The sequence below is a fragment of the Stenotrophomonas sp. 1337 genome (genome assembly GCF_031455455.1).
GTDB lineage: Bacteria > Pseudomonadota > Gammaproteobacteria > Xanthomonadales > Xanthomonadaceae > Stenotrophomonas > Stenotrophomonas indicatrix.
On sequence record NZ_JAVDSR010000007.1, the window covers coordinates 1 to 24,136 of the forward strand.

Sequence of the window (24,136 nt, forward strand, 5' to 3'; positions counted from 1 at the left end):
AAGCGCCGACCGGTGTTCGACCTGGTGGGGGAGATGCTGGACCAAGCGATCAAGAAGCTTTCGCCCGAAGATCGACCGATGATCCACTCTGACCAGGGCTGGCATTACCAGCACGAAAACTACCGCCACAAGCTCGCGAAGCACTCGCTGAAACAGAGCATGTCCCGGCGTGGCAACTGCCTGGACAACGCGGCCATGGAGAGCTTCTTCGGGACACTGAAGTCGGAATTCTTCTACCTGAACAGCTTTGACAGCATCGAAAGTCTGGAAGCGGGACTGACGGAGTACATCCGGTACTACAACGAAGACCGTATCCGACTGAAACTAAAGGGCCTGAGCCCGGTAAAGTACCGGGAACAGGTCGCGCTGGCTGCCTGATCCCCAACTGTCCAACTTTAGGGGGTCACTTCATGGATGGGTTTACGGCGTGTTTTGCACCGCCCCCGCTCCCCAACGCCCACACAAAACCCACCGCCAGCTTTCAAACCACCCGGCAGCCAGCAACAAAAAAGGGACGACGCGTAAGCGTCGTCCCCCGATAAGCAGCCCCCGCGCAGCGGGAGACGCCATCCCGGTCAGCTGGGATCAGCTGGCGCGACCGCCGCCGCCACCCTGGCCGCGGCCACGGCCGCCAGCACTGTTGTTGCCGCCACCGCGACGCTGGCCCTGGCCGGCACCTGCGCCTGCGCGCTGCTGGCCGTTGCCGGCGCCCTCGCGGCGGCCACCGCCGGCCTTCTTCGGGCCTGCATGGGCATGACGCGGCGCATCGCCGTGCGGACGGCGCGCGTGGGTCTTGCGCGGCACGCGCTCGCCGGTATCGGCCTCGGCCTTGCCCGGAGCACTGTTGCCCCAGCGGATCGGCGTCTGCAGCTCGAAGCCCGGCACATCGCGGATGTCCATGTCACGGCCGAGCAGGCGCACGATCGCGCGCAGCAGCTTCACTTCATCCTGCGCCACCAGCGAAATCGCTTCACCGGTCGCACCGTTGCGGCCGGTACGGCCAATGCGGTGCACGTAGTCTTCGGCCACCATCGGCAGATCGAAGTTGATCACCTTCGGCAGCTCGTTGATGTCGATGCCGCGCGCGGCGATATCGGTGGCCACCAGCACGGTGACACGGCCAGCCTTGAAGTCGCCGAGCGCACGCAGGCGCTGGCCCTGGCTCTTGTTGCCGTGGATCGCCGCGGTCTTGATGCCGGACTTTTCCAGGAACGCGGCCAGCTTGTCGCTGCCGTGCTTGGTGCGGGCAAACACAAGGGTCTGCTCGCGGCTGTCCTGCGCGAGCAGGTGCAGCAGCAGGTCGCGCTTGCGGCTGCCATCGACCGGATGCACCTTGTGGGTGATGGTTTCGGCGACGGTGTTCTTCGGCGTGACCTGGATCTGTTCCGGGTTGCGCATGAATTCCAGCGCCAACTGCCGGATGTTGTCCTCGAAGGTGGCCGAGAACAGCAGGGTCTGGCGGTTCTGCTTGGGCAGCTTGGCCAGGATGCGCTTGATCGAGGGCAGGAAGCCCATGTCCAGCATGCGGTCGGCTTCGTCCAGCACCAGCAGTTCAATGCCGGACAGGTCGATGCTGCGACGCTCCAGGTGGTCGATCAGGCGGCCCGGGCAGGCCACCAGCAGATCCACGCCGCGACGCAGGATGTCCAGCTGGTTGCCCATGCCGACACCGCCGTAGATGCAGGCGCTGGGGATGCGCAGGTACTTGCTGTAACCGCGCAGGCTGTCATGCACCTGGGTGGCCAGTTCGCGGGTCGGTGCCAGGATCAGCGCGCGCGGCTTGCGCGGGCCGGTGCGCACTTCCTGCGAAGCGGTGCCCAGGTGCTGCAGCAGCGGCAGGCCGAACGCGGCGGTCTTGCCGGTGCCGGTCTGTGCGCCGGCCAGCAGGTCGCGACCGGCCAGCACCAGCGGGATCGCCTGCTGCTGGATCGGGGTCGGGGTTTCGTAGCCCTGCTCGGCGAGCGCACGCAGCAGGAAGGGCGCAAGGCCCAGGGATTCAAAAGACATCGAGATTGCTCCAAGTACAGTTAACGCCTGTCCGAACGGACAGACGGGGGCAGATCAAACTGATCGGCTGACTCGGAGCGTTCCCGTGAACCGCGCTGCGAGAATTGGGTGCAGCCAACGCGAAGCGCAGGCTGGAATGCGTGACGAACGGCGTCGGAGTGGGGGCGGGCGATGGGGCGAACCCCGGTCGCCGGCGATCCCGGAGGGAAACGGACGGCCGCTGCAGACCCGCATAGTCTAACGGAAGGATGAGACCTGACGCAAAACAGGCTGTTCAGGTTGGGGGTTCGGCAGGGCTGCGCCCTGCACCCGCCGAAGCGGTAGTGCCGGCCGCTGGCCGGCAACCTCAACAGCAACAGCGGGCATACCGTGGGATGGCGGGGTGGGTCCGGTTGCGGGGGACGCCGTAAACCCGTCCTTGGGGGCTTGGCCGCGGCATCCATGCCGCGGACACCCCCGCAACCGGACCCACCCCGCCTTCGACAGTTTTCCGCGATCTGTCGGAATGGCATGGCCCGCTCCTGGTGGGTGACGACCTTGGTCGACACGGTAGATCCACGCCATGCGTGGATGCTCTTCGTTCAATTGTCGAAATATTCGATTTCGTTGGAAATTCATCCACGCATGGCGTGGATCTACCACCGTCATCGGGAAACTGTCGAAGGCGGGGCGGTATGGGGCTGCAGGACCGTTGGCGCCATGGATGGCGCCATCGAGCCCCCATGGATGGGTTTACGGCGTGTCCTGCAGCCCCATACCGCCCCGCCCAACCCGCAGAAAACCCAGAGCCGGCTGTTGCAGTTGCTCCGGCCGCTGCTCTGGCTTGAAGCCGGTGCAGGGTGCAACCCTGCCGCCCCCCTCCTGCGGTAGGGTGAGGCGATGCCGCGCTGCAGCTTGGCTACGCTGCTTATTTGATTACACTTGAAACTTGTTTGCCCACGACTCCGGACACCCACCATGAAGCTTGGTTCCTTGAAGGAAGGCGGCCGCGACGGCACCCTGATCGTCGTCTCGCGTGACCTGCGCCACGGCGTGCGCGCCACCGGCATCGCCGCCACCCTGCAGTTGGCCCTGGAGGACTGGAGCCATCTGGCCCCGCGTCTGAATGCGCTGTATGAGTCGCTCAATGCCGGTGACGCCGATGGCGTGTTCGACCTGGACCCGCAGGCTCTGGCCGCGCCGATGCCGCGCGCCTATGAATTCGTTGATGGCAGCGCCTACCTGCCGCACGTCGAGCGCGTACGTCGCGCGCGCGGCGCCGAGGTGCCGGAGAGCTTCTACAGTGATCCGCTGATGTACCAGGCCACCAGCGCCGGTTTCCATGGCCCGCGCGATGCGGTCAAGGTGGTCAGCGAGGACTACGGCATCGACCTGGAAGCGGAGATCGTGGTGATCACCGACGACGTGCCGATGGCCGCCACCCCGGAGCAGGCCGCCGGCCACATCCAGCTGATCGGCCTGGTCAACGACGTCTCGCTGCGCAACCTGATCCCGGGCGAACTGGCCAAGGGCTTCGGCTTCCTGCAGTCCAAGCCGCGCTCGGCGTTGTCGCCGGTGTTCGTCACTCCCGACGAGCTGGGTGCTGCCTGGCAGGACAGCAAGGTGCACCTGCCGCTGCTGACCCACATCAACGGGACGTGGTTCGGTGCGCCGGAAGCGGGTGTCGACATGCAGTTCAACTTCGCCCAGCTGGTCGCGCACGCGGCGAAGACGCGGCCGCTCAGTGCCGGCACCATCGTCGGCTCGGGCACCATCGCCAACGAAGACACCAGCAAGGGTGCTTCGTGCTTCGCCGAACAGCGCGTGGTGGAAACCCTGCGCGACGGCAAGCCGAGCACGCCGTTCATGTCCTTCGGCGACGTGGTGCGCATCGAGATGCTCGATGCCGCCGGCAACAGCATCTTCGGTGCGATCGAGCAGCGCATCGAACAGGCGGCCAAGCCCTGAGCATGGAGGCGGCGATGCAGATTCCGGTCGACGACGGCATCGTGCTGTACACCTACTGGCGATCCAGCGCCGCCTACCGCGTGCGCATCGGCCTGGCCTTGAAAGGCCTGGCTTTCGAAGCACGACCGGTGCATCTGGTGCGCGAGGGCGGCGAGCAGCACCATGACGCCTATCGCGGGCTCAACCCGCAGCAGCTGGTGCCCACGCTGCTGCATGACAGCCACGTGCTGACCCAGTCGCTGGCGATCCTGGAGTATCTGGAAGAGCGGTTCCCGCAGGTGCCGTTGCTGCCGGCCGATGCCGCTGGCCGCGCACGGGTGCGGGCGCTGGCGCAGCTGGTGGCCTGCGACATCCACCCGATCAACAACCTGCGGGTGATGCAGTACCTCGAGCGCGATCTGCAGCTTCCCGCCGATGCACGCACGCAGTGGACCCTGCACTGGATGGCCGAGGGCTTTGCCGCAATGGAAACGATGCTGGCCAACAGCGCTGATACCGGCATGTTCTGCCACGGTGACCGTCCGGGCCTGGCCGACATCTGCCTGTTGCCGCAGCTGTACAACGCCCATCGCTTCGGCCTGGACCTGGCGGCATACCCCACACTGCGCCGCATTGAAGCGGCCTGCCAGCAGCTGGATGCCTTCATCGCTGCACGCCCCGAAAACCAGGTCGACGCCGCCTGACGTCCCGCTGTGCTCGCCGGGCATGGCCTGGCGCTACCGGTCTCCAGCGCGCGGTAGCGCCGGGCCATGCCCGGTGGGCGCGGAATCGGCCGCCAGCAGTTGCCGCAGGTCATCGCGGAACAACCGGTAGGCGTCCTCGCGCCGCGTATCATCCTTCTGTCGCAGTACCCAGGCAGGATGCACGGTGGCGTATCCCCGGGTGCCATCCTCGAGCGTGAGCCAGCGGCCACGGTCGCGCGTCAGGTTGAAATCGCGACCGAATACGGACGAGGCCGCCGTGGCACCCAGACAGACGATCACCTGCGGCTTCACCCGTGCGATCTCGCCCTGCAGCCACGGCCGGCAGGCATGCACATGGCGGCTCTCAGGGCGCTTATGCAGGCGCACCTTGCCTCGCCGCTCGTGATGGAAGTGCTTCACCGCGTTGGTCAGGTACAGGGCGCTGCGTTCGATGCCCAGCTCCTGCAGCGCACGGTCCAGCAGCTTGCCCGCCGGCCCGGCGAAGGGGCGCCCACTCAGGTCCTCGACATCACCGGGCTGTTCGCCCACCAGCATGATGCGTGCATCGGCACGACCTTCGCCGAACACGGTCTGGGTCGACGCTTCCCACAGCGGGCACTGCCGGCAGACGGCGGCCTGCTGGCGCAGCGCCTGCAGGCTGCCATTGTCCGCAGCGGCACCGGTTGCATCGTTCGGCCGTGCGGGAATACGTCGCTGCGGTGCCTGTGCCGGTCGATCATGCATCTCCTGCACGCGGCCGGCTGCGTCGCGCACAAGACCCGGCAACAGGTGCGCTTCGGGAAGATGCTTCCAGTAACGGGCGGGCATTTCCTGCTGCATCATCCGCGTGTTGAGCCGGGCCGGATTGAAGATGCTGGCGTAATAGGTCTGCCACAGCGTCTCACGGGCGTCTTCGGCGGGTGCATCGCGACGGCTGCCGCCATCACCGAATGAGAGCGCGCTGCCATCCCAGCGGACACTGCGCGCGGGGGTCAGGATCGCCCAGCGCATGCCGGCAAAACGGCGGGCGAAAAACGGCGCGACCCGGTCGACGATGTTGTGATCGGGTTCGAACCAGGCGATGAACGCGTCGGTCTCGCCGGGCACCTCCCGGAAGCGTACGAAGGCCTTCATCTTGTGCGTGTCGCGGCGCACCGCCTGCGCCAGCGCCATCAACCGCAGCACATCGGCGTCGGCCGGATTGGACAGCACCGTGCGTTCGCCATGCGCGATGCGCCACAGCAGGCGGTACAGCAGCGGCAGGCGCTGCGGATCGCGATGGCACAGGCAGGTAGCGGCCAGTTCGACGAAGTCGCGCGGCACGTTCGGGGCGGTGGCGCCGTCGGGCAGTGGCGCCTGCTGCACCGCCGGCGCGTCCAGCAGCGACGCTTCGCTGCCCGTGATCCAGTCCAGCTGTTCCGGCAGCACCCCGCGCAGCAAGGCCTCACGCGCCGCACCGCGCCAGGCATCCAGCGACCACGGCGGGTCTACGCGCAGCGACCAGCGCTGCAGCTCAGGCAGCGGGCGCGGCATCGAACAGCGAGCCCTGGCGGGGTGGTGGCGCCAGCTTCGCGCGCAGCGCCGCCGGATCATCCAGCGCACTGCGCGGATGGTGGTCGGCCAGCTGCACGAACGGCAGCAGTTTGCTCATCGGCGCCTTCAGTCGGGCAACGTCGGCCACCCGCAGGCGACCGTGGCGGCGTGCCATCAACACGCGCTTGACGTTGCGCACTCCCAGGCCTGGCACCCGCAGCAGCAGCTCCTTCGGAGCAAGATTCAGGTCCACCGGGAAGCGTTCGGGATGGCGGATCGCCCAGGCCATCTTCGGATCGATGTCCAGATCCAGCATGCCACCCTGGGTGGTGTCGGTGATCTCCTCCACGCCGTAGCCGTAGAAGCGCAGCAGCCAGTCGGCCTGGTACAGCCGGTGCTCGCGCTGCAGCGGAGGAGGCTGCAGGGGCAGCTGGCGGCTCGCATCGGGAATCGGGCTGAAGGCGGAGTAGTACACCCGCCGCATGCGGTAGTTGCCGTAGAGGCTGTCGGCACTGGTCAGGATCTGCTGGTCGCTGGCACCGTCGGCGCCGACGATCATCTGCGTGCTCTGCCCGGCGGGTGCAAAGCGGGGAGGGCGAGGACGCGCGCCGCGGCTGGAAACCGGTGCGATCACTGCCGGCGCCTTGCGGGCCTCCTTGGCTTCTTCGATGCGCCAGCGCAGTTCACCCATCGCGCCGCGGATCGATGTGCTGGTCTTTTCCGGGGCGAGGGTGGCCAGGCCCGCCTCGGTGGGCAGTTCGACATTGATCGACAGGCGATCGGCGTAACGACCCGCAGCGGCCAGAAGTTCTGGCGATGCCTCGGGGATCGTTTTCAGGTGGATGTAGCCGGCGTATCGGTGCTCCTCGCGCAGCCGACGAGCCACCTCCACCATGCGCTCCATCGTGTAGTCCGCGTTGCGGATGATGCCGCTGGAAAGAAACAGCCCTTCGATGTAATTGCGCTTGTAGAAGTCCAGGGTGAGCGTGACCACCTCGTCCACGCTGAAACGCGCGCGCGGCACGTTGCTGGACACCCGGTTCACGCAATAGGCGCAGTCGTACACGCAGAAGTTGGTCAGCAGGATCTTCAGCAGCGACACGCAGCGGCCATCGGGCGTGTAGCTGTGGCAGATGCCCATGCCCTCGGTACTGCCGATGCCGCCGGAGGCGCGCGAATCGCGCTTGCCCGCACCACTGGAGGCGCAGGAGGCATCGTACTTGGCGGCATCTGCAAGGATGGCCAGCTTGCGTATGGTTTCCATTGAAGAAACCTACGCACGAGGGGTCTCATTGGATGAGACCGCCCCTTAACTCTTCAGGATTCCGCCGGGCATGGACCGGCGCTGCCACCACGCGTCCGGTAGCGCCGGGCCATGCCTGGCGGGCGCGCCGTCAGAACCCGTGGGTAATGCTCGGCGCGCCGGCCGAGAAGTCCGCATACGGATCGTGCTCGCCGCTGCCGCCTTCTGACAGGCGGAACTTCAGCGCCAGGCCATCGCGCGAGTCGGCCGCGCGCAGTGCTTCTTCCTGATCGATGGTGCCGTTCTTGGCCAACCGGAACAGGCACTGGTCGAAGCTCTCCATGCCTTCTTCCAGCGAAGCCTCCATCGCCGCCTTGATCTCGTGTACCTGGCCGCGACGCAGCAGGTCGCGAATCATCGGCGTGTTGATCAGTACTTCGGTGGCCGGCAGGCGGCGCCCCTCCTTGTTCTTCACCAGGCGCTGGCTGATCACCGCGCGCAGGTTCAGCGCCAGGTTCATCAGCACGTTCTTGTGCGCGCTTTCCGGGAAGAAGTTGAGGATGCGCTCGATGGTCTGGTCGGCGTTGTTGGAGTGCAGGGTGGCCAGGCACAGGTGCCCGGTTTCGGCGAAGGCGATCGCCGCCTCCATCGTTTCGGCATCCAGGATCTCGCCGATCAGGATCACGTCCGGCGCTTCACGCATCGCGTTCTTCAGCGCATTGTGGAAGGCATGGGTATCGAGCCCGACCTCGCGCTGGTTGACGATGGACATCTTGTGCTTGTGCAGGTATTCGATCGGGTCCTCGATGGTGAGGATGTGACCGGTGGTGGTGCTGTTGCGATGGTCGATCATCGACGCCAGCGAGGTGGACTTGCCCGAGCCGGTGGACCCCACCACCAGCACCAGCCCACGCGGGGTCATGATGACGTCCTTCAGCACCTGCGGCAGGTTGAGCTCTTCGATGCTCGGAATCCGGCTGCGGATGGCGCGGATGACCATGCCCACTTCACCGCGCTGCTTGAACACGTTGACGCGGAAACGCCCGGCATCGGCCAGGGCGATGGCCATGTTGAGTTCCAGCTCGCGCTCGAACTGCGGCACCTGGCCCTCGTCCATCAGCGAGTAGGCGATCTTCTTCACCATTCCCGGCGGCAGGCCGGTATTGCCGAGCGGATACAGCTTGCCCTCGATCTTGATGTACACCGGCGCGCCGGTGGTCAAGAACATGTCCGAAGCGTTCTTTTCGGTCATCAGCTTCAGGAAGTAGCCGATATCCATTGCGAATTTTCCCCAACGAAACTGCCGGTGCCCGTTGCAAGCACGGTACCGGCTTGACGACAATGGCCGCGAACCGACAACCGGTACGGCCTCCCCAATGAAACGACTTAGCTTCGCACGAATGCGCCACAGCCTGTATGTGATGGCGTTTGCATTCGCACTCTCTGCTCCCGCCTGGGCGCAGGATGGCGCGTTGGAACTGGCCCAGGCCCGGCAGGCGGTGGACAAGGCCACCCAGGCCGACGCCGACCAGTACGCCCCGGACCTGATCGGGTTGGCCCGCCAGGGGCTGGAGCAGGCCCAGCGTGCCGCTGGCGACCGCCGCGAGCGCAAGAACGCACCGGCCCTGGCCCTGCGTGCCACCGTTGACGCCGATCTGGCCCGTGCCCGCAGCGAGGAAGCCACGGCGACCGCACAGCTGCAGCTGCGCCGCAACGAGGTCAACCAGCTGCAGCGCCAGTTGTCGACCGGGGAGGACCGCCGATGAAGACGATTTCCGCGCTGACCCTGGCCACGCTGCTGGCCCTGCCGACGCTGGTCCTGGCCGCTGACAACCCGATGGTGGGCCAGCTGAGCCAGCGCCTGATGGCGATCCAGGCCAATCCGGACACCGCCGAACTGGGCGCCTTCGAGCGCATGCAGGCGCAGCAGGCCATCGCCACCCTGGAAAAGGCCAAGCGCCGTGACCAGGAGCTGGCCACCTACCTGGCCGAGCGCCGGGTCGAGATCGCCGAGACCGCCGTGCGGGCTGCGCTGGCCGCGCGCGAGGTCGACCGCCTGGAGCGCACCCGCGGCGATCTGCTGATCGAGGCCAGCCGCCGCGATGCCGCCCGTGCCCGCCAGGAAGCCGAACAGCTGCGCATGCAGGCGCAGATGCAGGCAGAAGAGGCCGAACGCCTGCGCCAGGCGGCCGAGGCCGAGACCCTGGCCCGCCAGGATGCCGAGAACGCCCTGACCAGCGTGGCCGGCAAGCAGCAGCAGCGCCTCAGCTCGGCCCAGCAGAACGCGGCCAAGCTGGCCCGTGAGGAAGCCGAGCTGGTGTCCGGGCAGAAACTGCCGGGCTCGAAGTTCGATGGCCGCGGCGAGGTCTTCACCTTTGCCGGTGACGCGTTTGCCGCCGGGGCCTCGAGCCTGTCCGGTGGCGCCCGCAACCAGGCCAAGGCCCTGGCCGAGTACGTGAACATCGGCAAGAAGGGCAGGATCCGCATCGAAGCCTATGACAGTGCCAATGGCGTCGGCCAGAAGCGCGCCGAGGCACTGCGCGACGCGCTGGTGTCGGCCGGTGTCGCCAGCAGCCGGATCCAGGTTGCTGGGAAGAAGGCCGCCTCCACCCGGGCCCGCTCGGCCGAGGTCGTCATCGCGCCGTAATTGATTGATATTGTTTGTTTTTCGTTGTGTTGAGTATTCAGCCTGAACCCCGCCTCGGCGGGGTTCGGTCTTTTTGCCGCAGGGGCTTGAACCCCGTCCAGAGCAAGCGTAGGGTCAATTGTCCGGGACGCAATAACGCGGACCGGACGATGGGAGGGCCGGGCCGATGCAAGCAGGGCGCGAACCGCAGCAGATCGAAGTGCGCAGGCCAGTGCCGCATGTCGTTGTGGGCACCCATGTGGGCATCGACCGGCACTCCTCCATGAACAACGCCCCGTGCCTTGCGGCCGGGGCGTTCGTGTATCTGTCGAAGGAGGTCCATCATGTTTGAAGATCAGCCCCAGAGCGAGATCGACGCCCGTCGCGCGCGCGATCCGGAGTTCCGGGCACTCCATGACCAGCACCGCAAGTTGAACAAGAAGTGCATGGATGCGGAGTTGGGTGTACTCCCGATCGATGATGTCACCCTGGGTCGAATGAAGCGCGAGAAGCTGCTGGCCAAGCAACGCCTTCTGCGAATGTACGAAACACCGCTCGCAACCTCGTCCCCCACGCATTGACGCACCCCTGTCGTGCCCGGAATGGCATGACCTGGCCATCGATGGCCCTGCCAGGCTCTCCTGACCTGGCAACGCGGCGCCGCTGAACGCAGGCGTCGCGCCAAGGCACCACACGCGGTGGTGCCTTGGCCCCGCAGGCACGTCCCCCGATGCGGGCGGTACCGGTCTCCTCGTCGATCCGGGGCCGTCCGCATCCCCTTGGGCCGCCAGCCGAGCTGGTGGGTGCCGACCGTGGGTCAGCACGCCTCCCGCCGGGCATGGCCCGGCGCTACAGAAACGGCTCCTGACTTTCGTCGCCATCCGTCGGATAATCACCGGTCCGGCCCTGTGTGGCGCGAACCGAAGTCCCCCGAATGCCCATCCATTCTTCCGTCCTCGAACTCATCGGCCAGACCCCTATCGTCAAGGCCCAGCGCCTGGATGCTGGCGTCTGCGAGCTCTACCTGAAGCTCGAAAGCGCCAACCCGGGCGGATCGATCAAGGATCGCATCGGCCTGTCGATGATCGAAGCGGCAGAGAAGCGCGGCGACCTCAAGCCCGGCGCCACCCTGGTGGAAGGCACCGCCGGCAATACCGGCCTGGGCCTGGCGCTGGTGGCCCAGCAGAAGGGCTACAAGCTGATCCTGGTGGTCCCGGACAAGATGAGCCGGGAAAAGATCTTCAACCTGAAGGCGATGGGTGCCGAAGTGCGCCTGACCCGCTCGGACGTGGCCAAAGGCCACCCGGAGTACTACCAGGACCTGGCCAAGACCATCGCCGAGCAGACCCCGGGCGCCTACTTCGTCAACCAGTTCGGCAACCCGGACAACCCGGCCGCGCATGAATTCGGCACCGGCCCGGAGATCCTCGAGCAGATGGATGGCGATCTGGATGCCATCGTGTTCGGCTGCGGCAGCTCCGGCACCATGACCGGCCTCTCGCGCGCCTTCGCCACGCTGTCGCCGAAGACCGAGCTGGTGCTGGCCGACCCGGTCGGCTCCATCCTGGCCGAGTACATCAACGACGGCGTGCTCAACGACAAGTCGGGCAGCTGGCTGGTGGAAGGCATCGGCGAGGATTTCCTGCCCTCGATCTCCGATTTCAGCCGTGTGAAGAAGGCCTACGCCATCACCGACGCGGAGAGCTTCCATACCGCGCGTGAGCTGCTGGGCAAGGAAGGCATCCTCGGTGGCTCCTCGACCGGCACCCTGCTGGCGGCGGCGCTGAAGTACTGCAAGGAGCAGACCACGCCGAAGAAGGTGCTGGTGCTGGTCTGCGACACCGGCAACAAGTACCTGTCGAAGATGTACAACGACTACTGGATGCTGGACAACGGCTTCCTTGAGCGCCCGCAGCACGGTGACCTGCGCGACCTGATCCTGCGCCCGTACGGCCAGCGCGACACCGTCGTGATCGGCCCGAACGACCTGCTGACCACCGCCTATCAGCGCATGAAGCTGTATGACGTGTCGCAGCTGCCGGTGCTGGACGGTGACCAGCTGGTCGGCATCGTCGACGAAAGCGACGTGCTGCTGCACGTCTACGGCGACGAAGCACGCTTCCGCGACCCGGTGGCCACCGCCATGGTCAGCAAGCTGGACCGGCTGGACGTGAAGTCGCCGATCGAGGCGCTGCTGCCGGTGTTCGACCGCGGCCAGGTGGCCATCGTGATGGACGGTGACACCTTCCTCGGCCTGATCACCCGCATCGACCTGCTGAATTACCTGCGTCGGCGCGTTCAGTAAGGCGTTTATCGCCGCAGATCGCTGCTGAATCCCGGTTTATCCGCGTCAAAGCTCGTTAAGGCCGCGCTGATAGACTCCCGCTCCTTCGACGGCGCCGGTCATCGGCGCCAATCAGGAAACGACATGTCCAACGCTTCTTCCCCGGACCGCGCGCTGGCGCTGGCCACCCTGGCCATCCATGGCGGCCAGTCGCCCGACCCGAGCACCGGCGCGGTGATGCCGCCGATCTACGCCACCTCGACCTACGCGCAGTCCAGCCCGGGCGAGCACCAGGGCTTCGAGTATTCGCGTACCCACAACCCGACCCGCTTCGCCTACGAGCGTTGCGTGGCCTCGCTGGAAGGTGGCACCCGTGGCTTCGCCTTCGCGTCGGGCATGGCTGCCAGCTCCACCGTGATCGAGCTGCTGGATGCCGGCAGCCACGTGGTGGCGATGGACGACATCTATGGCGGCAGCTTCCGCCTGTTCGAGCGCGTGCGTCGCCGCACCGCTGCGCTGGACTTCAGCTTCGTCGACCTGACCGATCTGGCGGCCTTCGAAGCGGCGATCACGCCGAAGACCAAGATGGTCTGGATCGAGACCCCGACCAACCCGATGCTGAAGATCGTGGACATCGCCGCGGTCGCCGCCATCGCCAAGCGCCATGGCCTGATCGTGGTGGTGGACAACACCTTCGCCTCGCCGATGCTGCAGCGGCCGCTGCTGCTGGGCGCCGACCTGGTGCTGCATTCGGCCACCAAGTACCTCAATGGCCATTCGGACATGGTCGGCGGCATGGTGGTGGTCGGTGACGATGCGCCGTTGGCCGAGCAGATGGCCTTCCTGCAGAACTCCATTGGTGGCGTGCAGGGCCCGTTCGACAGCTTCCTGGCCCTGCGCGGTCTGAAGACCCTGCCGCTGCGCATGAAGGCGCATTGCGCCAATGCGATGGCGTTGGCCAAGTGGCTAGAAACGCATCCCGAGGTGGAAAAGGTGATCTACCCTGGGTTGCCCTCGCATCCGCAGCATGATCTTGCCCGTAAGCAGATGGCCGGCTTTGGCGGCATCGTCTCGATCGTGCTGAAGGGCGGTTTTGAGGCGGCCAAGCGCTTCTGCGAGAAGACCGAATTGTTCACCCTGGCCGAGTCGCTGGGTGGCGTGGAAAGCCTGGTCAACCACCCGGCGGTGATGACCCATGCCTCGATTCCGGTGGCGCGCCGTGAGCAGCTGGGGATCAGCGATGCGCTGGTGCGGCTGAGCGTGGGCGTGGAAGAGCTGGGGGATCTGCAGGTGGATCTGGAAAGGGCGCTGGCGTGAGCAGTCGCTTGGACAAGAGATCTTCCGGGCTGACGCCCTATGCAACTGCCCGGCGGCAGCCATTGGCGGGCTTCCTGCGTTCGCCCTTGGAGCACCGTCAACTCATCTTCCGTCTGATCCAGCGTGAGATCGTGGGCCGCTATCGCGGTTCCTTCGCCGGCCTGGCCTGGTCGTTCATCACACCGCTGATCATGCTGGTCCTGTACACGTTCGTGTTCTCCATCGTGTTCAAGGCAAAGTGGAAGGACTTCGATACCAGCGGTGGCTTTGCCTTGATTCTCTTTTCCGGACTGATCGTGCACGGCGTGGTTGCCGAATGTATCAATCGTTCCCCGGCGTTGATCACGAGCAATGCCAACTACGTAAAGAAGGTTGTGTTTCCGCTGGAAGTTTACGCGTGGGTGACGCTCGGCTCGGCGATGTTCCATGCTTTCGTCAGTTGGATCGTGCTGACTATCGCCCAGCTGTGCATGGGCGTTGCGCTGCCCTGGACAGTGATCCTGTTCCCCGTGGTCATGCTGCCGTTGTTGCTCGGTTGCCTTGGTGTTTCCTGGTTCCTGGCCGCGATCGGTGTCTACTTCCGGGACGTGGCACAGATGACCGGTACGCTCGCGACGCTGCTGCTGTTCCTTTCTCCAGTGTTCTACGCGCTTGATTCGATTCCTGAACGTTATCGTCCCCTGATCCAAGCCAATCCCCTGACGGGTGTCCTGGAGGCGGCACGCAAGGTGTTGATGTTCGGTGACATCCCATCTCCTGCGTACTTCGGGATCGGCCTGCTCGTGGGCCTGCTCATGGCCATGGCCGGTTACGCTTTCTTCCAGAAATCTAGAGATGGATTTGCCGATGTCATCTGATCCGGTCGTTCTCAAGATCGACGGTGTTTCCAAGCACTATCAGGTCTATAGCTCGCCCCAAGAGCGGCTGAAGGACGCCCTTTTTTCGCGCGCGGCGCGTGTCGTGGGAAGCAGAGGCAAATCCTACGGCCGCCAGTTCAGCGCGCTGAAGAGTGTTTCATTCGAGATTCGCAAGGGTGAAACGGTCGGCATCATCGGACGCAACGGGTCGGGCAAGTCCACGCTGCTACAGCTGCTGAGCGGTACGCTGGCACCATCGGAGGGCCAGATCCTAGTCGACGGAAGGGTTGCGGCACTGCTGGAGCTTGGGGCGGGCTTCAATCCTGATTTCACCGGCCGCGAGAACGTGTTCTTCAACGGCGCCCTGCTGGGGCTTTCGGACGAGCAGCTGCGCAGCAAGTACGACTCCATTGTCGAATTCGCCGATATCGGCGAGTTCATCGACCAGCCGGTGAAGACATACTCCAGCGGCATGTTCGTGCGGCTGGCCTTCGCCGTCATCGCGCACGTGGAAGCCGACATTCTGGTAATCGACGAGGCACTGAGCGTCGGCGACGCGTTTTTCGTGCAGAAGTGCATGCGATTCCTCCGTTCCTTCATGCAGAACGGCACGGTGGTCTTCGTATCCCATGACACCGCCGCCGTCATCAATCTCTGCGACCGAGTGGTCTGGTTGTCGCACGGGCAGATCGTTGCAGATGGCGCCCCCAAGGAAGTCACCGCCAAGTATCTGGAGGATCTCTACGCGGTGGAGATGGCCGCTGCTGGTCCTGCTCCGGTGGCCGTTGACGCTCCCGAAAGTGAAGTCCAACCGGCGGCTGCTGGTGCGACCGCCATCGAACCGGACCACGCAGGCATGGTGCCCCGTGATTTCCGCCAGGATCTGATCAACGCCAGTGAGCACCGGCACGAAATCCGGGTCTTCGAGTTCAATGCGGACAAGGGATTCGGACAAGGCGGGGCGCAGGTCGAGTTCGCTGCCTTTGTTGACGTGGATGGCAACCCGCTGTCCTGGGTGGTGGGTGGAGAGCCGGTCAGGCTGCAGATCCGCTGCCGTGTGAACCAGGTGCTGAGCTCGCCCATCATCGGTTTCGAGGTGTACGACCGGCTGGGGCAGACCCTGTTCGCGGACAACACGTATGTCGCCGCCATTGATCCCCCTCCCGGCGCTCAAGCGGGGCAGGTACTGGTGGCTTCCTTTGATTTCCGGATGCCAGTCCTGCGCGAGGGTGACTACACCATGAGCGCAGCCATCGCAGACGGCAATCAGCATCACCATGTCCAGCACCATTGGCTGCATGACGCGCTTGCTTTTCATGTTCATGCGCGTGGTATCTGCCTTGGATTGTTCGGCGCACCCATGCAGCGCGTGCGCCTTGTAGTCGAGCAACAAGATCTGGTATCCGGGTGACCGGCTTCAGCAGCAATCATGTATTGAGGTGACCCATGGCAACCCAGCTTGACGAGCACGTAGAAGATCTCGCATTCACCGGCGAACGGTTCATGCCCGAAGTGGCCGGTCAGATCGCCTTCGAACATCTCCATCGCTATCACTTCGCCGCCAGGTTCTGTACCGGCAAGCAGGTGGTGGACGTGGCCTGTGGCGAAGGTTATGGCAGCCAGATCCTGTCTGGCGTTGCGGACTCGGTGACCGGCATCGACATCTCGGCCGAGGCCGTCGCCCATGCGGCTGGCCGCTACGGGTCCGATCGCTTGCGGTTCGTCGAGGCGTCTGCTGCCTTACTGCCATTGGAGGACGACTCCGTTGATGTGGTGGTGAGCTTCGAGACCATCGAGCATCATGATCAGCATGAGGAAATGCTCTCGGAGATTCGTCGCGTCCTGCGTCCAGGCGGTCTGCTCGTGTTGTCCAGTCCGAACAAGCAGTACTACTCCATCGACCCGGGATACTCCAATCCATATCACGTGAAGGAGCTCTTCCGTGAGGAATTGCTTGCGTTGGCTGGTCGCTACTTTGGCAAGGTGCAGGTGTACTCGCAGCGGGTGGTGCACGGCTCTCTGCTCGTGGCTGAAGGCAAGAGCGCATTCAGCTCGATCCTCGGCACGGGTCCGGACACCAGCGAAACCGAAACCGGCCTGAATCGACCCCTGTACGATCTAATCCTGGCCAGTGATGCTGGGCTTCCAGAAGCCCAGTCGAGCTTTTATGAAATGAAGGTTCACGGACTGGATGCAGCCACCTTCTACGGCGTGCACCTGCCCGAGCGGGTCAGTGACGGCGATCGGCAGGTGGCTGCATTGCAAGCCCGGATCGACAACTTTTCGAATGATGAACTCCTGCGCCAGCTTTCAATCCAGCACGTTGCCCTCCAGAACGTAGGAGAGCAGGTAAAGCAGCTCGAAGGCCTCCTTGCGTCGTCGCAGCAGACCCTGCTGACGCAGTTTGCCGGAGAGGGCGCGCTTCGCGACGAGCTGGCGCGTTTGGTGGCGCAGCACAATCAAGACCGCGAGGAGGTCCAGCGGCTCCAGCTTGCTGTGACCGAACAGCGTCTTATTGGTGACCAGCGGGAACGAGAAGTCCAGTTGCTGAAGGAGTCGCGCAGTTGGAGGTACACTGGTTGGCTGCGCCGAATTACCGGTAGCGCACGGAGGCACCTGTAACACATGCATCAGAATTACAAGGGTGGCAAGCTGGGGACGTTCGCACGGCGCATTTACATGGCCGTGCCGGGTTGGAATGCGCGTCTGGCATTGAAGGATTTCCTTTTCCGCAACTTCAGTTTCGTGTTCGCCAGAACAAATGCCTACCGTCGCTGGCGCGCACTGGGCCCTGGCCAAGGCATTGCTGCTGAATCCTTCGCAAAGGCGCCGCCGCCGGCTGCAGCCACCCTTGTTGCCGAAGGCGTGAAGCTGCCGGCTGTCGCGCAGATCTACGCGGGGGCCATTGATGCCGCTGCTGGCGTGCGTGGTCGCGAGTATGTCGAGCTACCCAGTTCTCTGCAGGCCCCAACAAGCCTTCGTTTCAAATCCATCGCGTTTTATCTTCCGCAGTTCCATCCCTTTGCAGAGAATGACGCATGGTGGGGGCGCGGATTCACTGAGTGGACGAACGTCAGCAAGGCCGTCCCTCAATTCGCCGGGCATCGACAGCCGCACCTGCCGGGTGAACTTGGTTTCTACGATTTGCGACTTGTTGACGTACTCAAACGTCAGGCTGAGCTAGCGAGGCTGTACGGCCTGCATGGTTTCTGTTTCCACCATTACTGGTTCTCCGGTCATCGACTGATGGAGCGGCCGGTGGACCAGCTGCTCGCGCATCCGGAAATTGACCTGCCGTTCTGCATCTGCTGGGCCAACGAGAATTGGACCCGCCGCTGGGATGGGCATGAAAACGATGTGCTGATTGGTCAGAACTACACGGCTGACAACGACATCGCGTTCATTCGTGATGCGATGCCGTACCTGTCTGATCCCCGGTATATCCGCATCGATGGTCGGCCGCTGCTCGTCATCTACCGGCCATCGTTGCTTCCCGATGCCCGCAAGTCGCTGGATGTCTGGCGAGACTATGCGCGTGAGCAGGGCCTTGGCGAGCTGTTCATTGCCATGGTCCAGTTCGACGTCGATGATCCGCGCACCTACGGCTTCGATGCAGCGCTCGAGTTCCCGCCACACAAGGTGGCGCGTGGCCTTTCCAGCATCAACCACACGCTAGACATTGCCAACCCGCGTTATGAAGGCTACGTGGTCGACTACCGCGAGATGGCCGACCGCTCCAGAAACTGGCCGGAAGAAGACTATCCACTGTTCAAGGGGGTTACGCCACGCTGGGACAATGAAGCGCGAAAGCCGGGGCGCGGCTACACGTTCGCCCATTCCTCGCCGGGCGAGTACCAGCGCTGGCTGGAATCGGCGGGCGAGTTCGCACTGGCCAAACCTGTGCGTGGCGAGAGCGTGGTCTTCATCAACGCCTGGAATGAGTGGGCCGAAGGCGCCCATCTGGAACCGGACCGTTACTACGGTTATGCCTTCCTACAGGCGACGCGCAATGTCACCGCCGGCAGGGCGAAGCCGCGTGTCGCACTGATTTCGCATGACGCGCACCCCCATGGCGCGCAGTACCTGGCGCTCAACATGGCACGCAAGATGACGGCCGGCCTGGGACTGGACGTGCATGTCGTGCTGCTCGAAGACGGCCGCCTGCACAGCCAGTTCGCCGAGTGCTCCACGGTCCACCTGCTGGGCGACCGGGATCCAGCGGTGCTGGCCAATGAACTACGCCAGCTGGGCGTGCGCTCGGTGCTTGCCAATACGGCGGTCAGCGGCCGCATCGTGCAGGCGCTGGGTGATGCAGGTCTTACCGTGGTGTCGATGATCCACGAGCTGCCGGGTGTCATCCAGAGCTACGGCCTGCAGCCTGCACTGACGGACATTTCCCGTGTTGCCAAGCGCATCGTTGTCGCCTCGGACGCCGTACGCGAAGGTTTGCAGCCCTTCCTCGACCCGGCAGGGCGGGCCAAGGTAACCAAGCTGCCGCAGGGGCTGTTTGCAGCCAACCGCCATCGCGGGAAGCGCAATCAAGACGCTGCGCGCGCAGCGCTGCGGCAGCGCTTGGGTCTCAAATCGACGGACAGGATCGTGTTGTCGGTGGGTTACGCCGATGCGCGTAAGGGTGTCGACCTGCTGGCCGAGGCGTTCACCAGTGCATTCGCCCAGCGACCTGAGGTCCACATCGTTTGGGTCGGTCACCGTGAAGAGGCTGCGTGTGAGGCCGCGGAAAAGGTGCTCCGCCGCCACGGCATGCTGGAGCGGTTCCACTTTTCCGGTCTCGACTTTGACACCGATGACTACTACGCAGGCGCTGACGTCTACGCGCTCGCGTCGCGGGAAGATCCTTTCCCATCCGTTGTGCTGGAGGCGCTGTCTGTTGAGCTGCCGGTCGTCGCATTCGCAGGCACGGGGGGCGGTGCGGACCTCGTCGCCCAGCACCAGGCGGGCGTGGTCGTGCCGGCACTGGACGCTGTCGCCTATGGCGGCGCCTTGGCGCGTCTGCTTGATGAGGATTCCCTGCGAGCAACGGCAGGCGAAGCCGGACGACGCCTTGTCAATGCCGACTTCTCCTTCCGCAGCTACCTGCTGGACCTGCTGGAACTGGCCGGGCATCGCATTCCGCGCGTCTCGGTGGTGGTGCCGAACTACAACTACGCCCACTACCTGGAAGAGCGTCTGGCGTCGGTGTACGGGCAGGACTTCCCGCTGTATGAGGTCATCATCCTTGATGACGCCTCATCGGATGGGAGCCTGGCAGAACTCGAACGCCTCTGGCCAACATTCGATCCGGAGCCTCGCCTTGAGGCGTCGTCGGACAACAGCGGGTCGGTCTTCCGCCAGTGGATGAAGGGCGTGAGCCTTGCGCGCGGCGAGTACGTCTGGATCGCCGAGGCCGACGATCTTTCCAAGCCTGCATTCCTGCGCTCGCTGGTGCACCTGCTCGAGTCCAACCCCCGCTCGGTGATGGCGTTCTCGCAGTCGGAACAGATCGACGAGTTCGGGGAGGTGATGGCTGGCGACTATCTGGAATACACCAACGATCTCTCGCGTGATCGCTGGCGCAGCAGCTATTCGGCGATGGGTTCCGAAGAAGTTGAAGCCGGACTGGCCGTCAAGAACACCCTGCCCAACGTCAGCGCCGTGCTGTTCCGTCGCGAGGCGCTGTTGAGAGTGATGCAGGAGCACATCGAAGAGATCACTCAGTATCGGATCGCGGGCGACTGGCTGGTCTACCTGCTGCTGCTGCGCGATGGTGGCCTCAGCTTCAATGCTGAATCGCTCAACCAGCATCGCCGCCATGGCAATAGCGTGACCATCGGCTCCAAGGCGCAAGGTCACCTCGATGAAATCCGCAGCCTGCATGCCCATGCGCAACGGTTGTTCCCGCTGAGCGCGGCTACGCGAAGCGCGGCGGCGGCTTATGAGGACAAACTGCGCACCCACTTCGGGTTGCGCAGCCTCCCGGCCGGGGCGGAATGATCGCATGAGAGTGCTGGTCATCGGTGGAAATGGTTTCATCGGCTCGCGACTCGTCGCCGCGCTGCGCACGCGCGGTGACGAGACAGCGGTGCTGGATCGCTTTGCTGCCCGCCTGGACATGGACTGGAGTGGCGTGCGCTATTTCCAGGGCGATTTCCATGACGCGGATGTACTGGAACAGGCACTGCAGGGGGTGGACACCGTCTACCACCTGGCCAGTTGCACCGTGCCGAGCACGGCCGATGCCGACCCCATCGCTGACATCCAAGGCAATCTGGTCGGAACCCACCGGCTGCTGGAGGCCATGCGTGAGCGCGGTGTCCGCAGGTTCTGCTACTTCTCCTCGGGAGGAACGGTGTACGGCAACCCCGACGCCGTTCCTGTGCCCGAAACGCACGCGCTGCGGCCAATCTCGTCCTACGGCATCGTGAAGGTCGCCATCGAGCACTATCTGACCATGTTCCAGCGCAAGGGGTGGCTGGATCCGGTGATCATCCGGCCCTCCAACCCGTACGGCCCGGGTCAGCCGGCGCGCAGCATCCAAGGCGCCGTTGCTGTCTTCCTTGGAAAGGCGCTTGCCGGTGAAGAGATACAGATCTGGGGCGATGGAGAGACGGTCAGGGACTACATCTACATTGACGATCTGATCGACCTCTCCCTGCGTGCGGTTGATTCGGGCCGCAATGCGGTCTTCAATGCGGGCTCGGGTAGCGGCATCAGTCTCAACGAGCTGTGCAACTGCATCCGGAGTGTTACTGGCAGTGCGTTGTCTGTTCAGTACCAGCCGGCTCGCGCGTTCGATGTGCGCGAAATCGTGCTCGATGTGGCAAGGGCAAGAGAGGACCTGGGGTGGCTGCCCCAGGTGGGAATTCACGATGGTATCCGCAGAACCTGGCAGGCAATGCTGGACGAGGGTGCTTCCAGGGGATGATGTAGTGGATACCGCCCATTCAGGGAGCAGGCCATGTACCCGCAGACGATGTGGTTTGATTCTGTAGCAGCGATCTCCCAAGCGGTAGCGGGCTCGCTGGATCTGATGCGTGAAATTGATGGCGAGATCGCCAAGGGCAGCCTGACCCGTGGCTTATGCGCCCATTGCGGCAAGGTGCGGGATCTGCAGGTCAACGGCGGTGCGATGTTTGGTGCCGATGTCAACCTTCGGGAAGGGCTGGTCTGCCAGTCGTGTGGGCTCAACTCACGGTCCCGGCACCTGTACATGGAAGCACGCAACTGCTTCGAGCCAACTGACCGTCTCGCGCTCCTGGAGGCCTTTTCGCCGCTGTCGCGCTATGCCGCGGCGGTATGGCCCGCGATGATGCTGTCTGAGTTCCATGGGCCTGGCTCACGGGGTGGGGAAGAGTACACCTTCCCCGATCACCAGGGGGGCACGCGCACTGCGGTTCATCAGGATATGCAGGCACTCTCGTTCGACGATGGATGCCTGGATGGAATACTCCACAACGACGTACTTGAGCACGTTCCAGATCCCTTGGCGGGCCTGAAAGAATGTCACCGCGTGCTCGCGCCAGGTGGCGTGGCGTTGTTCACTGTACCGTTTTTCCCTTGGCTTCCTGAAACCCTGGTCAGAGGGCGACTGGACGAGGGCGGGGCCCTGGTGGAGCTGCTGCCAACAGAGTTGCATGGCGACGGCCTTCGCCCCGAGGGGATCTACACATTTCACAATTTCGGTGCCGATTTCGCCGACCTGGTGACGCGTGCGGGGTTCGCAGACGTCTCCTTTGGCGTGTGCTATGACCCCTATGCTGGCCTGGTGACAAACAACTACCGTTATGGGGATGAGTTCCTTATGCTACCCACGGTCGTCCGTGCGGTCAGGGAGCGGATGGATGAGACGAATCCTGCCCCGGCGTCGATCGTGGAGTGAAAATGCAAGACAACACCGCTGTTGTGTCCGCCGTTACCGCACTTCCCAAGCGCGGACGGTTGGAGTTTCTGGACGCACTGCGTGGCCTGGCTGCTGCCTATGTGGTGATCTACCACATGACCCTGATGCCCCAGCCCCAGTTGGCATTGCCGCGTTGGGCCGAGAAGTTCACCCTGATGGGGGGCACGGGAGTCACCCTGTTCTTCATCGTTAGCGCTTTCTCGCTCTATTACACGATGCCGATGCGCGAAGGCAGCCCGAAACCGACTGCCAGTTTCTATCTGCATCGTTTCTTCCGCGTAGCGCCTCTTTTCTACTTCCTTATTCTGGTGAGCTGGCTCCGCGACGCCTGGCTGTTTGATGTCCACCATTCGGTAAGCGCGGTGGCAGCGTCTGCGACTTTCATCTTCAACCTATTCCCCATGCGCCAGGAAGGATTCGTCTGGGCAGGCTGGACCATTGGCGTGGAAATGATCTTCTACGCGGTGTTTCCTTTGATCTATGCCCGGGTGAGGGATCGGTACAGGGCTGTCGCGTTCATTTTTGTCACCCTCCTGTTCTGGTACTTCATCGGACTGGTGCTCGATTACTTGGTGTTGCCGGAGGGGTGGCGCGAGTCGATCCTGCAGTGGAGCACTTTCAAGCATTTCCCGATCTTCGCCACGGGCATCCTTCTGTACTACTGGTTCATGGATACCGATGCCGACTGCAGCATGGCCCGAAGCAAGGGACAGGCTGCGTTGTTCGCGGGGGCTTTTACCTATCTGGCACTGATTCAAGGCTGGTTGCCGAACGTTCTGGGTAACCCGTACTACTTCCAGGCGCTTGCCTATGGACTGATCTTCATCGGCTTGACCCTGTTCCCCTGGAAGCTGGTTGTCAATCGCTTCACTTCATTCCTGGGCAAGGTCAGCTACTCGGTCTATCTGTTGCACCCGACCATCGTGTACCTGCTGATCCCCGTCTATCGCCGCATCCACGAACAGCAGACCGATCTGACGGTCGCGTTCATCGTGTGCGCCGGACTGACCTTCGCAATTCTCCTGCCGCTGGCCTGGCTGTCCTATCGCTTCATCGAACTGCCGGGCATCCGGCTGGGCAAGTCGCTGGAAGCACGCTGGATCCCGAGGAAGACTGTGCAATGAAGAGCTGGAATGGCCTGTTCCTTGTTTCAATCTTGCTCCTGGCAGGTTGCCGGGAACCAAACGCACCGCTGCCAGCTTCCACTTTGCCTGCTGGCAGTGGGCCTGGTGGCGTAAAATCGGCAGCTGAAGTCGAGCCGCCCGTTGCCCAGGATCAAGCGGGGCCTGGCGTCATGGAGGGTATCGATGTTGCCAAGGCATCTGACCAGTCCTACTGCAACATCGAGAGCGTTGGGTCCAGTGCTTTCGTCGCAGGACCACTGGCGGTGGCGCCGGCGCAGAAGGTCCACGGCTGGTTGGGTCATTCCACGCCCGCCCCTGTAGGTTCACCCGTGCTAGTGCTGCTGGGCGAGCACGGCGCCGCTGCAGAGATCGCCCTGCAGCTGTCCATGGTGCGGGACGATGTGGTGAACGCCTACGGAGGGCGAGCGGAACTACGCGAATCCGGTTTCGAGGCTGCGCTTCCGGACGTACCGGCGGGCACCTACAAGCTGCTTCTGCACTACATTGTCGATGGAAAGACGTACCGTTGCGACAATGGCCGCCAAGTCACTTTCGATAAGTGATGAAACTATTCAACTGCACTGATCGCTCCTGAATCGATCCGCTATTCAACAAGGA

At 63.9% G+C, this 24,136-nt stretch carries 20 protein-coding genes; 16 read left to right on the forward strand and 4 right to left on the reverse strand.

What is annotated here, in order from left to right:
- Window positions 1-378: IS3 family transposase (locus tag J2X70_RS11395; RefSeq protein ID WP_309910385.1), on the forward strand; the 378-nt coding region annotated here is incomplete at its 5' end.
- Window positions 379-585: 207 nt separating this feature from the next.
- Here J2X70_RS11395 and J2X70_RS11400 read toward each other — a convergent pair.
- Window positions 586-2,007 (reverse strand): DEAD/DEAH box helicase, encoded by a 1,422-nt coding sequence (locus tag J2X70_RS11400; RefSeq protein ID WP_218788607.1) that lies wholly within the window; start codon window positions 2,005-2,007, stop codon window positions 586-588.
- 957 nt (window positions 2,008-2,964) lie between these two features.
- Here J2X70_RS11400 and J2X70_RS11405 point away from each other — a divergent pair.
- Together J2X70_RS11405 and maiA are read left to right on the forward strand one after the other, a co-directional pair.
- Window positions 2,965-3,954: a fumarylacetoacetate hydrolase family protein gene (locus tag J2X70_RS11405; RefSeq protein WP_025878446.1), complete on the forward strand. Its 990-nt coding sequence runs from the start codon at window positions 2,965-2,967 to the stop codon at window positions 3,952-3,954.
- Between the two features lie 14 nt (window positions 3,955-3,968).
- On the forward strand, window positions 3,969-4,637 hold the full coding sequence (gene maiA, locus J2X70_RS11410; RefSeq protein ID WP_309910391.1) for a maleylacetoacetate isomerase: 669 nt from the start codon (window positions 3,969-3,971) through the stop codon (window positions 4,635-4,637).
- Window positions 4,638-4,670: 33 nt separating this feature from the next.
- On the opposite strand, the gene J2X70_RS11415 is transcribed toward maiA, so the two are convergent.
- The 3 genes from J2X70_RS11415 to J2X70_RS11425 all read right to left on the reverse strand — a co-directional run bounded on the left by J2X70_RS11415 (window position 4,671) and on the right by J2X70_RS11425 (window position 8,692).
- On the reverse strand, window positions 4,671-6,170 hold the full coding sequence (locus J2X70_RS11415) for a UdgX family uracil-DNA binding protein (RefSeq protein WP_309910393.1): 1,500 nt from the start codon (window positions 6,168-6,170) through the stop codon (window positions 4,671-4,673).
- Window positions 6,151-7,434, reverse strand: coding sequence for a putative DNA modification/repair radical SAM protein (locus J2X70_RS11420; RefSeq protein ID WP_025878449.1), 1,284 nt, complete (start codon window positions 7,432-7,434; stop codon window positions 6,151-6,153). Before J2X70_RS11420 ends, J2X70_RS11415 begins: the two co-directional genes overlap by 20 nt.
- A 130-nt stretch (window positions 7,435-7,564) precedes the next feature.
- Window positions 7,565-8,692: a PilT/PilU family type 4a pilus ATPase gene (locus J2X70_RS11425; protein ID WP_025878450.1), complete on the reverse strand. Its 1,128-nt coding sequence runs from the start codon at window positions 8,690-8,692 to the stop codon at window positions 7,565-7,567.
- Between the two features lie 121 nt (window positions 8,693-8,813).
- Between J2X70_RS11425 and J2X70_RS11430 the strand changes: the two genes are divergently transcribed.
- The 13 genes from J2X70_RS11430 to J2X70_RS11490 all read left to right on the forward strand — a co-directional run bounded on the left by J2X70_RS11430 (window position 8,814) and on the right by J2X70_RS11490 (window position 24,081).
- Window positions 8,814-9,179 (forward strand): DUF4398 domain-containing protein, encoded by a 366-nt coding sequence (locus J2X70_RS11430; protein WP_025878451.1) that lies wholly within the window; start codon window positions 8,814-8,816, stop codon window positions 9,177-9,179.
- Complete coding sequence (locus tag J2X70_RS11435; RefSeq protein ID WP_309910397.1) at window positions 9,176-10,060, forward strand: hypothetical protein; 885 nt, start codon at window positions 9,176-9,178, stop codon at window positions 10,058-10,060. The genes J2X70_RS11430 and J2X70_RS11435 overlap by 4 nt, the downstream gene beginning before the upstream one ends.
- 323 nt (window positions 10,061-10,383) lie before the next feature.
- Window positions 10,384-10,620, forward strand: a complete 237-nt coding sequence (locus J2X70_RS11440) for a YdcH family protein (RefSeq protein WP_025878453.1) — start codon at window positions 10,384-10,386, stop codon at window positions 10,618-10,620.
- 353 nt (window positions 10,621-10,973) lie between these two features.
- Entirely contained in the window at window positions 10,974-12,344 is a 1,371-nt protein-coding gene (locus J2X70_RS11445) for a pyridoxal-phosphate dependent enzyme (protein WP_025878454.1), read from the forward strand.
- Window positions 12,345-12,467: 123 nt separating this feature from the next.
- On the forward strand, window positions 12,468-13,640 hold the full coding sequence (locus J2X70_RS11450; RefSeq protein ID WP_309910399.1) for a cystathionine gamma-synthase: 1,173 nt from the start codon (window positions 12,468-12,470) through the stop codon (window positions 13,638-13,640).
- Window positions 13,637-14,497 carry an ABC transporter permease gene (locus J2X70_RS11455; protein ID WP_309910401.1) on the forward strand — a complete coding sequence of 287 codons (861 nt, stop codon included), beginning with the start codon at window positions 13,637-13,639 and terminating at the stop codon, window positions 14,495-14,497. Before J2X70_RS11450 ends, J2X70_RS11455 begins: the two co-directional genes overlap by 4 nt.
- Entirely contained in the window at window positions 14,487-15,908 is a 1,422-nt protein-coding gene (locus tag J2X70_RS11460) for an ABC transporter ATP-binding protein (RefSeq protein ID WP_309910403.1), read from the forward strand. Before J2X70_RS11455 ends, J2X70_RS11460 begins: the two co-directional genes overlap by 11 nt.
- Before the next feature lie 35 nt (window positions 15,909-15,943).
- Window positions 15,944-17,119, forward strand: a complete 1,176-nt coding sequence (locus J2X70_RS11465) for a class I SAM-dependent methyltransferase (protein ID WP_309910405.1) — start codon at window positions 15,944-15,946, stop codon at window positions 17,117-17,119.
- Between the two features lie 3 nt (window positions 17,120-17,122).
- Window positions 17,123-20,488, forward strand: a complete 3,366-nt coding sequence (locus J2X70_RS11470) for a glycoside hydrolase family 99-like domain-containing protein (RefSeq protein ID WP_309910407.1) — start codon at window positions 17,123-17,125, stop codon at window positions 20,486-20,488.
- A 4-nt stretch (window positions 20,489-20,492) separates the two neighbouring features.
- The gene (locus tag J2X70_RS11475) at window positions 20,493-21,419 is read left to right on the forward strand and encodes an NAD-dependent epimerase/dehydratase family protein (RefSeq protein WP_309910410.1); all 927 of its coding nucleotides are present in this window, start codon (window positions 20,493-20,495) and stop codon (window positions 21,417-21,419) included.
- A gap of 33 nt (window positions 21,420-21,452) precedes the next feature.
- On the forward strand, window positions 21,453-22,373 hold the full coding sequence (locus tag J2X70_RS11480; RefSeq protein WP_309910411.1) for a methyltransferase domain-containing protein: 921 nt from the start codon (window positions 21,453-21,455) through the stop codon (window positions 22,371-22,373).
- A gap of 2 nt (window positions 22,374-22,375) precedes the next feature.
- Window positions 22,376-23,518 carry an acyltransferase gene (locus J2X70_RS11485; RefSeq protein WP_309910413.1) on the forward strand — a complete coding sequence of 381 codons (1,143 nt, stop codon included), beginning with the start codon at window positions 22,376-22,378 and terminating at the stop codon, window positions 23,516-23,518.
- Window positions 23,515-24,081 carry a hypothetical protein gene (locus J2X70_RS11490; RefSeq protein WP_309910415.1) on the forward strand — a complete coding sequence of 189 codons (567 nt, stop codon included), beginning with the start codon at window positions 23,515-23,517 and terminating at the stop codon, window positions 24,079-24,081. Before J2X70_RS11485 ends, J2X70_RS11490 begins: the two co-directional genes overlap by 4 nt.
- Window positions 24,082-24,136 lie beyond the last annotated feature (55 nt).